General features: G+C 66.7%; 11 protein-coding genes. 6 read left to right on the top strand and 5 right to left on the bottom strand.

Annotated features, from left to right (window positions below):
* Nucleotides 1-65 precede the first annotated feature (65 nt).
* The 4 genes from CBM2594_RS17090 to CBM2594_RS17105 all read right to left on the bottom strand — a co-directional run bounded on the left by CBM2594_RS17090 (nucleotide 66) and on the right by CBM2594_RS17105 (nucleotide 4717).
* The gene (locus CBM2594_RS17090; RefSeq protein WP_232346653.1) at nucleotides 66-569 is read right to left on the bottom strand and encodes a hypothetical protein; all 504 of its coding nucleotides are present in this window, start codon (nucleotides 567-569) and stop codon (nucleotides 66-68) included.
* A gap of 126 nt (nucleotides 570-695) precedes the next feature.
* Nucleotides 696-2051 (bottom strand): MFS transporter, encoded by a 1356-nt coding sequence (locus tag CBM2594_RS17095; protein WP_116358022.1) that lies wholly within the window; start codon nucleotides 2049-2051, stop codon nucleotides 696-698.
* 58 nt (nucleotides 2052-2109) lie between these two features.
* Nucleotides 2110-2868: a glucose 1-dehydrogenase gene (locus CBM2594_RS17100; protein ID WP_198048213.1), complete on the bottom strand. Its 759-nt coding sequence runs from the start codon at nucleotides 2866-2868 to the stop codon at nucleotides 2110-2112.
* 88 nt (nucleotides 2869-2956) lie between these two features.
* A complete protein-coding gene (locus tag CBM2594_RS17105; protein WP_116358024.1) occupies nucleotides 2957-4717 on the bottom strand; it encodes an FAD-dependent oxidoreductase in 1761 nt (586 codons plus the stop codon).
* Between the two features lie 175 nt (nucleotides 4718-4892).
* Between CBM2594_RS17105 and CBM2594_RS17110 the strand changes: the two genes are divergently transcribed.
* A complete protein-coding gene (locus tag CBM2594_RS17110; protein ID WP_116358025.1) occupies nucleotides 4893-5690 on the top strand; it encodes an IclR family transcriptional regulator in 798 nt (265 codons plus the stop codon).
* An 89-nt stretch (nucleotides 5691-5779) separates the two neighbouring features.
* Here the strand turns inward: CBM2594_RS17110 and CBM2594_RS17115 are convergent, their stop codons facing one another.
* The gene (locus CBM2594_RS17115) at nucleotides 5780-6274 is read right to left on the bottom strand and encodes a MarR family winged helix-turn-helix transcriptional regulator (RefSeq protein WP_116358026.1); all 495 of its coding nucleotides are present in this window, start codon (nucleotides 6272-6274) and stop codon (nucleotides 5780-5782) included.
* A gap of 137 nt (nucleotides 6275-6411) precedes the next feature.
* Here CBM2594_RS17115 and CBM2594_RS17120 point away from each other — a divergent pair, with 137 nt between their 5' ends.
* The 5 genes from CBM2594_RS17120 (at nucleotide 6412) to CBM2594_RS17140 (ending at nucleotide 12217) form a co-directional block, all read left to right on the top strand.
* Complete coding sequence (locus tag CBM2594_RS17120; protein WP_116358027.1) at nucleotides 6412-7449, top strand: cupin domain-containing protein; 1038 nt, start codon at nucleotides 6412-6414, stop codon at nucleotides 7447-7449.
* A 42-nt stretch (nucleotides 7450-7491) separates the two neighbouring features.
* Nucleotides 7492-8349, top strand: coding sequence for a fumarylacetoacetate hydrolase family protein (locus tag CBM2594_RS17125; protein WP_116358028.1), 858 nt, complete (start codon nucleotides 7492-7494; stop codon nucleotides 8347-8349).
* Between the two features lie 34 nt (nucleotides 8350-8383).
* On the top strand, nucleotides 8384-9562 hold the full coding sequence (locus CBM2594_RS17130; protein WP_116358029.1) for an FAD-dependent monooxygenase: 1179 nt from the start codon (nucleotides 8384-8386) through the stop codon (nucleotides 9560-9562).
* Between the two features lie 137 nt (nucleotides 9563-9699).
* Entirely contained in the window at nucleotides 9700-10998 is a 1299-nt protein-coding gene (locus CBM2594_RS17135) for an MFS transporter (RefSeq protein ID WP_232346654.1), read from the top strand.
* Between the two features lie 127 nt (nucleotides 10999-11125).
* Nucleotides 11126-12217 (top strand): porin, encoded by a 1092-nt coding sequence (locus CBM2594_RS17140; protein ID WP_116358030.1) that lies wholly within the window; start codon nucleotides 11126-11128, stop codon nucleotides 12215-12217.
* Nucleotides 12218-12231 lie beyond the last annotated feature (14 nt).

Raw genomic sequence — 12231 nt, forward strand, 5'->3', positions numbered from 1 at the left:
GCGGGCGGCTGGCGCACGCAGAGGAATACCACTCCGGGTGGAGCCAGCCCCGATGCGCTGTTGCGCTACGACTCGACAACCTCCAGCCCATTTTCGGCACACCATTGCCGCAGCGCTCTCTCCACCGAGGCCTCTTCAAACGCATACCAAAGCTCGAGCATGCCTTTGCGCTCCAGCAAACGCTTGAAGGACGCGTAAGCCCCTTGTCGTCGGAAGTATCCTTCCACCTGTTCGTAGCACTCAGGCAACTGTTGTTCAATAAACCTGAGCGCGAGATTTCTTCCCAATTCGAGTTCGTTTTTATGGGGTATCTCAAGGTAGCGGTCTGAAGTTTCAAGATCGTCAGGAATCTCCTCGTCGAGGTCGTTATCGAAATCGGAACTCCAATAAACCTTGCCCGTGTCGAGAGAGACATAGGCGTTGTTCTCAAACGGCGCGCCGGCGCTGACGAAGTCGAAAGCAGAGGAAAGATCGTCGTATTTGACTGCGACCATGCTCGTACTCCCATGGTTTGCGAATTGAGCGGGCCCAAAGATGTTGCGGCGACAACGGCGCTGGTTTTTCATCATGGGGTTGATCCATGATAGTAGTGCAGCGCTCAATGCGGGTACGGCGACGCGATGGGCAAGCAGGGGCGTCACAGGCACATGGGCGCCAGCACATGACGATCGCAACGGCGCGGCATCCGAGCCGCCTCACTCCACCACCGTTGCCATCGGGTAAGCCTGCCGGGGCCTTGCGATCAGCCAGACCGACCCCGCTGCCAGCAGCGCCGGCACCGCGAGCAGGCCGAAGACATCGCCGAAGCCCCAGCCCAGCCCGAGCAGCCCCGCGCCGATGAAGGAGCCCGCCATGCCGCCGATTCGCCCGATACCCTGCATCCACGCCACGCCCGTGGTGCGTGCCTCGGTCGGATAGAGGCTGGCGGCGTAGGTGGACATCGACGTGGCCGCGCTCGTGACCAGGGTGCCGCAAAGGAAGAGCGATATGCCGAGGAATTCGGGATGGTCGACGGCGCGCCCCACCACGATGACCAGCACGGCGGCCAGCAGGTATGCCATGACGATGGTGCGGTTGGCGCTGAAGCGGTCCATGAGCCAGCCAGCTACGAGGTTGCCCAGCAGGCCCCCTAGCGGAAACAGTGCGGCGAGCAGCGCGCCGCGTTCCACGCTGAAGCCGGCCTCGCGGAACAGCGTCGGCATCCAGTTGGTCATCAGGTAGTAGATCACCAGCCCCATGAAGCACGACAGCCAGAGCAGCAAGGTGCGCCGCCGGTATCCGGCCGACAGCACGAGTGCAAGCGCCGAACCGTTTCCCGCCCTGCCTGCGGGCGACATCGGCGCGACAAACACGCAGCGCTCGAGCGATCGTCCAGGGGCAATGCGCTTGAGGATGCGCGCGATGCGGCCCGGCGCCCTGCCGCGCACGGCCAGGAACTGCGCTGACTCCGGCAGCAGCGCAAGCAGCAGTACGGCGAGAAGCAGCGGCGCGACGCCGCCTGCGGTCAATACGCTGCGCCAGCCGAAATGGGGAATCAGCCAGGCCGAGGCCGCGCCGCCCGCCACCAGGCCGCCGGAGAAACCGCAGTACATGGCATTCACCGCGAGCGAACGCAGGCGTGCCGGTGCGTATTCGGACATCATCGTGATGGTCGTCGGCATGGCCGCGCCGAGCCCGAGCCCGGTCAGGAAGCGCAGCACCGTCAACGTGCCGACGGTCTGTGCATGGGCGGCAACGAGCGTCCATCCGCCGAAGCACGTCACTGCCGCCACCAGCACGGCCTTGCGGCCAACGCGATCGGCCATGGGACCGGCGAAGATCGCGCCCAGGCTCAGGCCAGCAAGGGCGGCGCTCATGACGACACCCAGTTCGCCGCCCGCGACACCCCACTCCTGCGCCAGCGACGGTGCGATAAACCCGATCGCCGCCGTGTCGTAGCCGTCGGCGGCCACGATGAGGAAGCAGAAGGCGAACACCAGCCACTGGCAGGGGGAAAAGCGCTCGGCGTCGATGAATGACTGCACGTCGATCGTGCGGGATGCCTGTTCCATCGGTTGTCTCCTGGATAGTCGGGCAAACGCGATATCAGCGCTGCCTCGTTTATATGGGTCAGGCGGCGAGGTAGCCGCCGTCGACGGGAAGGGTTACGCCGGTCACATAGCTGGACATCGACGAGGCAAGGAACAGCACCGCACCCACCAACTCTTCGGGTTGGCCGACGCGGTTCATGGGGATGCGCGACATGAAGCGTTCCAGCTTCGCCGGGTCCGCGCGCGTCGAAACCGTCATGGGCGTGTCAATGACGCCTGGCGCAATCGCATTGACGCGCACGCCGTCGCGGGCGAGGTCCGCTGCCAGCGACTGGGTCAGCATCTTCACAGCGCCCTTCGAAGGCGAGTAGCCCAGTGTGTTCGGCTGGCCCGCAAACGACGCGATCGAGGCGACGTTGACAATGGCGCCGCGGGTCCGGCGCAAGGCCGGCAGCCACGCATGGCAGACGTTGAACGTGCCCTCGTGGTTGACCTTCATCACCCGCTGCAGGTTGGCCAGCGCGTTGTCGCTGTCGATGCCTTCGCGGATCAGGATGCCGGCGTTGTTCACCAGCACATCGACGGGGCCCACGCTGGCGGTGATCGCTTCGGCGACGGCGCGGCATTGCGCGGCATCGGTGACGTCCAGCGCGCAGGCACGTGCCGCGGCGCCCCGTGCATCGATCATCGCCGCCGTCTCATGGGCATTGGCTTCGTTCATGTCGGTGACGACGACGGTTGCGCCGGCCTGGGCGAGGCCGATGGCGATGGCGCGGCCGTTGCCCTGGCCCGCGCCGGTAATGAAGGCGACCTTTCCGGTCAGCAGTTGGGGAATCATCATGGTCAGGAGCTGGAGGAATCAGGGGTGAACGCCGCCGCGCGGCCGCCGCAATGCGGCCGCGGACACGGCAGCACTCGGTGCAAAATCAGTGCATGGCCAGCGGCTCGCGCGCAGCCGCCGCAATGGGCTGTTTCGCAGGGGCAGCGTGGGCGTGATCGGCGATGTGGTTGGCCGCGACATAGCCGAAGGTCAGGCCCGGGCCGAGCGTGATGCCCGCGCCGCTGTACTCGCCGCCCATCACGCTGGCGGCATCGTTGCCGGCGGCGTAGAGTCCGGGGATCGGCTCGCCGTCGCTGGCAACGACCTGGGCGTGCTCGTTGGTGCGGATGCCCATGAAGGAACCGAGATCACCCGGTACGAGCTTGAGCGCATAGAACGGGCCGGTGGACAGCGGCGCGACGCACGGGTTGGGCGCGTGCAGCGCATCGCCCTGGTAACGGTTGTAGGCCTTGCTGCCGCGCCCGAACTCGGGATCGCGGCCGTACTGCGCGCTGTCGTTGTACTGGCGCACGGTGCTGGCGAGCGTTGCCGGATCGACGCCGATCTGTTGCGCCAGCCCCTCGATCGTGCTGCCCCGCTTCAGGTAGCCGTTGCGCAGGTGTGGCCCCAGCGGCATCGGGAACGGCTTCACGAAGCCGAGTCCATAGCGCCGGATCGCCGCGTGGTCGGCGATCAGCCAGCACGCCGTTTCCGCCTTGCCCTTCGACGCGGCAATCATCGCCTGCACCAGGTCGTGGTACGAGTTGGCCTCGTTGGCGAAGCGCCTGCCGTCCAGGCTGACCGCGATGACGCCCGGCTTCGCCCGATCGATAAAGTGGGGCATGATGCCGGTGGTGCCGTCCTTGCGCGGCACCAGCGACATGGGCGTCCACGCCGCGGCATTCGACAGGCTCTTGTCGAACACGCCGCCGACCGCTTCGGCCATGCGCACGCCGTCGCCCACGTTGGTCTGCGGCGTCGGCGAAAAATGGCCGTGGCCGGCGCGCACGTGCGGATAGGTGTCCTTGCGCCGCGATAGATCGTGCGGAAAGCCGCCGCTGGCCAGCACCACACCGTGGCGCGCCCCGATGCGGACCCGCTGGCCGTCGCGCTGCAGCACTGCGCCCGTGACGCGCCCGCCGTCCTGCAACAGCGCCACGGCCGGCGATGACAGCCATACCGGGACCGACAGGTCGGCCGCCGACTTCGCCAGCCGCGCGGCCAGCGCATTGCCGTTGGTCAGCGTCATGCCGCGCCCGTACCGGAGCACCTCCAGGAAATGCCTGGCCAGTCGTTTGGTGACATACCAGGCGGACGCCAGCGAGCGCGTCACCCGCATGAAATGGACGATCTCCTTGCCGGAACCGATCGTCACGCCGAACACCGTCAGTTCCGGAAGCACGGGGCCAAGCGTTTTCAGCAGCGGCCCGAGCTCGCGCGCGTCGTACGGACGCGTCACCATCGAGCGCCCACCTTGCGCGGCGCCGGGTGCCTCGGCGTGGTAGTCCGGGAACGTGAGCGGCATGTCGAACTGGACGGCCGTCTTTGCCATGAAGAACTCGATGGCCTTGGGGCCGTTCGCCAGGAAGGCGCGCACACGCGCCTCGTCGAAACCGGCGCCGGCCTGGTTCCGGATATAGGTCAGGGCCTGGTCCGGCAGTTCATGATGGCCGTATGCCTGCGCCAGATGGGTGTTCGGCACCCACAGCCAGCCACCCGAGCGTGCGGTGGTGCCACCGTAGTAGTCGGCCTTCTCGGCCACGATGACCTTCAGCCCCCGGCTCGCGGCAGTGATAGCCGCGGACATGCCGGCTACGCCTGATCCGATGACCAGGACGTCACAATTCTCTTCGTGCAGTGTAGACATCGACTCCTCCGTTCCATTGGGTGCGGCAGGGCCGCCGATAGCGGCTGCGCCATTCTTGCTAGATTAGTACTAGCGCGATTGAAATTATCTACACGTTAACCCTACGCATGTCTGCTAGGTAATATCTAGTGATATACTGCGCGCACGATTCATCTCCTGGCAGAGAGGCCTACCTTTGGACCAGACCGACCCGTCACCCGAGCGCGAGCGCCGCGGCATCCAGTCGATTGAAGTAGGGGGAGAAATACTGAAGGTGCTGGCCTCGGAGGCCAGGCCGATGGCGCTACGTGATCTCGTGAAGGCGGCGAACATGCCGTCGGGCAAGATCCATCCGTACCTGGTGAGCTTCGGCAAGATCGGGCTGGTCGCGCAGGACCCGGTGACGGGCCACTACCTGCTCGGCCCGATGGCGATCCAGCTTGGGCTGACCAGCCTGCAGACCCTGAACCCGATCCGCGAGGCCACACCGTTCGCCGAGGCGCTTTCGGAAGACACCTCGCACGCGGTGGCGCTTGCCGTGTGGGGCAACCTCGGGCCGGTCATCGTGCGGCTGATCGAGGCGTCGTACCCCATCCATACAAACATCCGCACCGGTACCGTCATGTCGCTCGCCAATACCGCGACCGGCCGGGTCTTCTCCGCCTTCCTGCCACGCCAGTTCACCGAGAACCTGTTGCTGGACGACCGCATACGCCTCGGCCCCGATATCGCGCATCCGCTGGACGCCGCCGTGGTCGAGGAAATGATCCAGGAAGCGCGGACGCGCCACATGTCCCGCAGCGTCAACCATCCGACGCCGGGCATCGTCGCCTTTGCCGCGCCGGTGTTCGACTACTCGGGGAACATTGCGCTGACGATCACTATCATGGGCCCGACTGGCACGGTCGATACGGATTGGGATGGACCTGTCGCCAGGGCATTGGATGCTTGTGCGCAGGCGGTTTCGAAGCGGCTTGGGTATCGGGGCAGGTAGAGGGGCTTGCGGGCGTGGTGCTGTTTAGCCTCAGTGGCGACGTGGTGTCAGTCGCCACCTGATCGACTGATCGCCGCCCAACGCCGCCTTCAAGACCGCCGCCGTGCCGGCACCGATGCCGGCACCGACACCGGCACGCGGCTCACTTCGTTGTTGGCATCGACCACCCGCTTGAGCATGTCGACAAATTGCTTGCGCTCGGCCTTGGTCAGGCCGGTCAGCATGCGTTCCTGCGCGCGCTCCGTGCTCGCGTACATCTGCTCGAGCAGCGCCTCGCCCTCGGCGGTCAGGTAGAGCAGCTTGGTGCGGCGGTCCGTCCCCGTCTCGCGGGAAATCAGCCCCTTCGTTTCCAGTCGTTCCACTACGCCCGAAATCGTATTGCGGTCGAAGCCGATCGCCTGCGCCACGCGTAGCTGGTCGGTGCCCGGATAGGCGCGGATGGCCGCCAGCGCGCCGTACTGCACCGGCGTCGTGTCGAATTCGGCCGTTTCCTCCAGGAACACCGTGGTCGCGATCTGCTGCAGGCGGCGGATCAGGTGCCCCGGCTTGTTGTAGAGGACGACTTCGAGGCTCGAATCTTTCATGGGATGGCGGGGTGGCTGGCGACAGGGTATATGCAGCCTGCATGGTACCTCAGGTTAACCCCAGTACTGATAATCATAGATGTGACTATCATATCGGTGATCAATCAACCGGACGGTGTCCACGACCGAGAATCAGCATGGAACAGACAACGCTGTCGCCGGAATACCGGCAGCAACTGGCATTGGCGGGCCTGACGCCGCTCTGGGAGCATCTGTCGAATGCGCTGCCGCACGGCAGGCCCGCCGGCCTGACCCGCGCGAACCTGTGGCGTTATGCAGACGTGCGGCCGTTGCTGTTGCAGGCCGGCGAGCAGGTGCCCGTCGAAAAAGCGGAGCGGCGCGTGCTGGTCCTCAGCGATCCGGGCCGCGGCCCCGCGTCCATGCAGGCCACGGGTGGCGTTTATGCCGGTATCCAGCTGATCCTGCCCGGCGAGACCGCGCCCACGCATCGCCATTCGCCCAGCGCCGCGCGTGTGGTGATCGAAGGGGGCGGTGGTTTCACCGTCGTCAACGGGCAGGTTTGTCCGATGGAGCGGGGCGACGTGATCCTGACGCCTTCGGGCCAGTGGCACGACCACGGACACAAGGGCGCTGGCCCGGTGACGTGGCTCGACGTGCTGGATCTTCCGGTCTTCACCGCCGTCGAGGCCGCGTATGCGGAAGCCGGGACGCCGGGCTGCAATGTCGAGCACACCATGGCAACGCTGCAAAGCCAGCTGCTGCGCGACGGCCTCGCCGTGCCGGCTGCGCTGCGGCGCGCGAACCCGTATCCGATGCTGCGTTTTCCCTGGGCGCGCACCCGCGCCGCGCTGCTGGAGCTGGCGCGCCATGCCCCGGAAGGCGCACCGGTCGAGCTCACCTACGTGAACCCGGAGACCGGCGAAAGCTGCCTGCCTATCCTCGGCTTCACCGCGATGCTGCTGCCAGGCGGCCGTCCGCTGGCGCCGATGCAGCGCTCGCCGGGCGCCGTCTTCCATGTGATCGAAGGGCAGGGTGAGTCGACCGTCGATGGCAAGACCTTTTCCTGGAGCGCGCGCGACACGTTCACCGCTGCCGCGTTTGCCGAGATCACCCACTGCGCCGATGTCCATGGCGGACCCGCCTGCCTGCTGCGCATCGACGACGAGCCCCTTCACCGGAAGCTCGGCTTCTTCCAGGAGCGCCAGTTCGCCTGAGCGACGCGCCGTCCGTCCCTTTTGAAAGTTGGAGTATCTGCAATGCGTATCTGTCGTTTCGATGATCACAAGCTCGGCCTCGTCCAGGGCGACGAAGTGCTGGATGTCTCCGCCGCGCTGGCGGCGCTGCCGGCGTCGCGCTGGCCGGTGCCGCAGTGCGATCCGCTGATCGCCGCCTTTCCCGAAGTCCTGAAGCGCGTGGCCGAACTGGCCCCGGCGGCGCGCCGCCTGCCGTTGGCGTCCGTCACGCTCAACAGCCCCGTCAGCTACGCGACCAAGCTTCCCGCCGCGCCGGTGAACTACCTCAAGCACATGGCCGAAGCGCAGGGCGATCCGGCCACGTTCCACGCGCACCACCTCAAGAAGATCGAGGAAGTCGGCCTGTTCCTGAAGGCGAGCAGTTCGCTGGTCGGACCCGGCGACGGCGTGGCGCTGCGCCACCTCGACCGCCGCAACGACCACGAACTGGAACTGGCTGTCATCATCGGCAAGAAGGCCGACCGCGTGTCCGAGGCCGCAGCGCTCGATTACGTGGCCGGCTACGCCATCGGCCTGGACATGACCGTGCGCGGGCCCGAGGAGCGCTCGCTGCGCAAGTCGATCGACAGCTACTCCGTGCTCGGTCCCTGGATCGTCACGCCGGATGAAGTGGGCGATCCCGGCGCGCTCGACATCGAGCTGTACGTGAACGACGCGCTGCGCCAACGCGCCAACACCCGCGATCTGGTGATCGGCATTCCGAAGCTGATCGCATGGGCGTCGGAGTACTACACGCTGCTGCCGGGCGATGTGATTTTCACCGGCACACCGGACGGTGTCGGTCCCGTGGTGCCCGGCGACATCATCCGCGCCAGCATCGAAAACATCGGTGAGATGGAAGTGAAGGTGCGCGCGGCCTGATGCCGTGGCCCCCCAGTGAAGGATCAGGATCGACATGAGCAATATCAATAAGGTTTCGACATTGGTGGTGGGCGGGGGCATTGGCGGGCTGGCCGCGGCCCTGGCGCTGGCCAGGCAGGGGCGCACCGTGCATGTGCTCGAACGCGCCGAAGCGTTCGCCGAGGTAGGTGCCGGCCTGCAGCTCGCACCGAACGCTTCGCGCGCGCTCGATCGCCTGGGCGTGCTGGAAAGCGTGCGCAAGACCGCGGTGTTCCCGCAGCGGCTGGTGTGGATGGATGCGCTGAGCGGCGAGGGCGTGACCTCGATGGATCTCGGCGAGCCATTCCAGGCGCGCTATGGCTACCCCTACGTGGTCATGCATCGCAGCGACCTGCTCGAAGCGCTGCTCGTCGCGTGCCAGCAGCACCCGGCAGTGACCCTCGAGACCAGCCGCCATGTCACTGACGTGGTCGATCACGGCGACGAGGCCGAAGCCATCTGCGCCGACGGCTCCCGCTACCGCTGCGAACTGCTGGTGGGCGCGGACGGCTTGCGTTCGGCCGTGCGCGCCGTGCTCGCCGGGAAGTCAGATCCGGTGTGCTCGCACTACGTGGCCTACCGGGGCACGATCCCGATGGCGCGCATGTCCGCGCTGGCCGGCAGCGACAACGTCATGATGTGGACCGGCCCGGACATGCACCTGGTGCAGTATCCCGTGCGGCGCGGCGAGCTGTACAACCAGGTTGCGGTGTTCCGCAGCGATCGCTACAGCCCCGACCACGACGACTGGGGCACGCAGGACGAGATGGCGCAGCGCTTCGCGCGGGCCTGCCCCGCGGTGAAGGATGCGCTGACCATGATCGCGACCAACCGCCGGTGGCCGCTGTTCGACCGGCTGCCGATCGAACAATGGACACGCGGCCGCATGGCCCTGCTTGGCGACGCCGCGCACCCCATGCTGCAGTACCTGGCGCAAGGCGCCGCGCAGGCGCTCGAGGATGCCTGCGCGCTGGCGGACGCGGTCGCCTCGCATGGCCACGACCTGCCGGCAGCCCTGGCCACCTATGCCGACGCGCGCAAGCCCCGCACGGCGCGCGTCCAGCATACCGCGCGCCTCTTCGGCGAGATCATCCACATGGAGGCGGTAGGCGCCCGCGTGCGCAACGCACTGGTGGCCAGCCGCCGCGACGATGACTACGCCATGGTCGACTGGCTCTACGCTAGCCGGCCATAACGGAACAGCGCCGGGGACCGTACCCGGCGCCTGGAGCGGCCCAACCAGAGGGCGCCTGATAAATGGGAGACAACATCATGCAGCAAACATCGACACGGCATGGGGCCGGACTCGGCGCACTGATCCAGGAACGGGATATGTCGTGGTTCCAGATCGCCGCGGTGGCCATCTGCGTCACCATCAACATGCTCGACGGCTTCGACGTGCTGGCGCTGGCACTGACCGCGCCGTCCATCGCGAAGGACTGGGGCCTGAAACCGACGGAACTGGGCGTGCTGTTCAGCGCCAGTCTCGCGGGCATGGCGATCGGCTCGCTGACCATTGCGCCGGTGGCGGACCGCTGGGGCCGGCGTCCGACGGTACTCGCCTGCCTGGTGCTGCTCAGCATCGGCATGGTGGCGTCATCGTTCGCGCAGGATGTGCTGCAGCTCGGGCTGCTGCGCTTCGTGACGGGGCTGGGCATCGGCGGCGTGCTGCCGAGCATCAACACCCTGGTGGCGGAGTATTCTTCCGCCCGCCGGCGTGATCTCAATATCAGCATGATGACGGTCGGGTATTCGGTGGGCGCCACGCTCGGCGGACTGGCATCGGTGTACCTGGTTACCCATCACGGCTGGCGTTCGGTGTTCCTGGCCGGCGGCGTGCTGTCGATCGCGATGATTCCGGTGGCGCTGGCGCTGCTGCCGGAATCGCTGGATTTCCTGGTCGCCCGTCGGCCTGCCGGGGCGCTCCCGGCCGTGAACCGGATTCTTGCCCGGCTCGGGCAGGCGGCCGTCGCGGAACTGCCGCCGCAGCGACAGGGCGCTGCCGGCTTCAGCTTTGCCGCACTGCTGCGTGGCGAGCAGCGCCGCAGCACCGTGCTGGCTTCCGCCGCATTCCTGCTGGTGATGCTGACGTTCTACTTCCTGCTGAACTGGACGCCGAAGATGCTGGTGGACATGGGCCTGACGGTGCAGAGCGGCATCTCCGGCTCGGTCGTCATGAACCTGTCGGGCGTGATCGGCGGCGTTGCGCTGGGATGGCTGACGGCGCGGTTCGGACTCAAGCGCATGGCGATCGCGTACTTTGCGCTCTGCTTCGCCAGCGTGGTGGTCTTTACCTGGATCGCGCCCACCACCGCCAACCTGATCGCCATGGCCGCCATCATCGGGTTCTTCATGAATGGCGCCGTGGTCTGCCTCTACGCGCTGGCGCCGCGCGTCTTTCCGCCCGAAGTGCGGGCCACGGGCACCGGCCTGGCGCTGGGGTTCGGCCGCCTGGGCGGAACCATGGGCCCCTATCTCGCGGGCGTCCTGATCGCTGCCGAATGGTCGCGGACCGCATACTCGGCGGCGCTTGCCGCGCCCATGCTGCTTGCGGCGGTGATCTTCGCCATTGCGCTCGCCGGCGAGGCCCGCGCGCCGGGCCTCCAGGCCGCCATGGAACCGACCCGCTAGCAGGTCCCGGGCCGCGACAGCACGCTCGCGGCCCATCTTCGCCGAATCCGAACACCCTGATGCCGCGCAGACGGCAGGGGGAAGCGCACGTCCCGCATCTTCAACACAACAAAAAGCAGAGACATCCATGTTTCGTAGAGCCGTTGCACTCGCAGCCACGTCGCTGCTCGGGTCGCCCGTCTGGGCGCAGTCCGTGACGCTGTATGGCGTCGTCGATACCGGCGTCGAATTCGTCAACCGGATCGGCGCCGCGCATGACAACGTCGTACGCATGCCCAATCTCTCCGGCACCGTGCCGTCCCGATGGGGCCTGCGCGGCACCGAGGATCTCGGCGGCGGGCTCAAGTCCTTGTTCGTGCTCGAATCGGGCTTCGCGCCCGACAGCGGCGGGGCGAACCAGGGCGGACGCCTGTTCGGCCGCCAGGCCTTTGTGGGCTTGTCGGGCCAATGGGGCCAGCTTTCGTTCGGCCGCCAGTACACCATGCTGTTCTGGTCGACGCTCGACTCCGACATCCTGGGGCCCAACACCTTCAGCTCCGGCTCGCTGGACAGCTATCTTCCCAATGCCCGCGCCGACAACACCATCGCGTACAAGGGCAAGTTCGGTGGCTTCACCGTCGGCGGTACCTACAGCTTCGGCCGCGACACCGTCAACGCCGGCCCAAGCCCGTCCGGCACCAACTGCCCCGGAGAAAACCCTGCCGACAGCCGCACCTGCCGCGAATGGTCCGCCATGCTGCGCTACGAAACCGCGAACTGGAGCGCGAACGTGGCCTACGATTCCCAGCGCGGCGGCCCCGGCGCCTTTGGCGGCTTGACCAGTGCGGGGCTGCGCGACGACCGGCTGACGGTCAACGGCTATGCGATGCTGGGCGACGCCAAGCTGGGCGCCGGATGGATCCGCCGCGACAACCGCGCCAGCGTCACGCCCCGCAGCGACCTGTTCTTCGTCGGCGGCTCCTACGCCGTTACGCGGGCGATCAGCGTGGACGCTGAAGCGTTCCACTTGCGTTTTCACGGCAGCGGCAACAAGGCATGGCTGTTCGCTGCGCGTGCCAATTACGCGTTCTCGAAGCGGACCACGGCTTACAGCACGGTTGGCTATATCGATAACCGTGGAGCGCTCAACTATTCCGTCAGTTCGGCGGCGCCTGGTGCCAATCCTGCGTCGGGAGGGAACCAGATGGGGGTGATGCTGGGGGTGAAGACAGTTTTTTAGTGGGTGGCACAAGT

Source organism: Cupriavidus taiwanensis (genome assembly GCF_900249755.1).
Taxonomy (GTDB): Bacteria; Pseudomonadota; Gammaproteobacteria; order Burkholderiales; family Burkholderiaceae; genus Cupriavidus; species Cupriavidus taiwanensis_D.

Bases quoted from the DNA above. Each gene is read 5' to 3' on its own strand.
- CBM2594_RS17090 (WP_232346653.1), bottom strand. From the start codon at position 569: ATGATGAAAAACCAGCGCCGTTGTCGCCGCAACATCTTTGGGCCCGCT.
- CBM2594_RS17095 (WP_116358022.1), bottom strand. From the start codon at position 2,051: ATGGAACAGGCATCCCGCACGATCGACGTGCAGTCATTCATCGACGCC.
- CBM2594_RS17100 (WP_198048213.1), bottom strand. From the start codon at position 2,868: ATGATTCCCCAACTGCTGACCGGAAAGGTCGCCTTCATTACCGGCGCG.
- CBM2594_RS17105 (WP_116358024.1), bottom strand. From the start codon at position 4,717: ATGTCTACACTGCACGAAGAGAATTGTGACGTCCTGGTCATCGGATCA.
- CBM2594_RS17115 (WP_116358026.1), bottom strand. From the start codon at position 6,274: ATGAAAGATTCGAGCCTCGAAGTCGTCCTCTACAACAAGCCGGGGCAC.
- CBM2594_RS17120 (WP_116358027.1), top strand. From the start codon at position 6,412: ATGGAACAGACAACGCTGTCGCCGGAATACCGGCAGCAACTGGCATTG.
- CBM2594_RS17125 (WP_116358028.1), top strand. From the start codon at position 7,492: ATGCGTATCTGTCGTTTCGATGATCACAAGCTCGGCCTCGTCCAGGGC.
- CBM2594_RS17130 (WP_116358029.1), top strand. From the start codon at position 8,384: ATGAGCAATATCAATAAGGTTTCGACATTGGTGGTGGGCGGGGGCATT.
- CBM2594_RS17135 (WP_232346654.1), top strand. From the start codon at position 9,700: ATGTCGTGGTTCCAGATCGCCGCGGTGGCCATCTGCGTCACCATCAAC.
- CBM2594_RS17140 (WP_116358030.1), top strand. From the start codon at position 11,126: ATGTTTCGTAGAGCCGTTGCACTCGCAGCCACGTCGCTGCTCGGGTCG.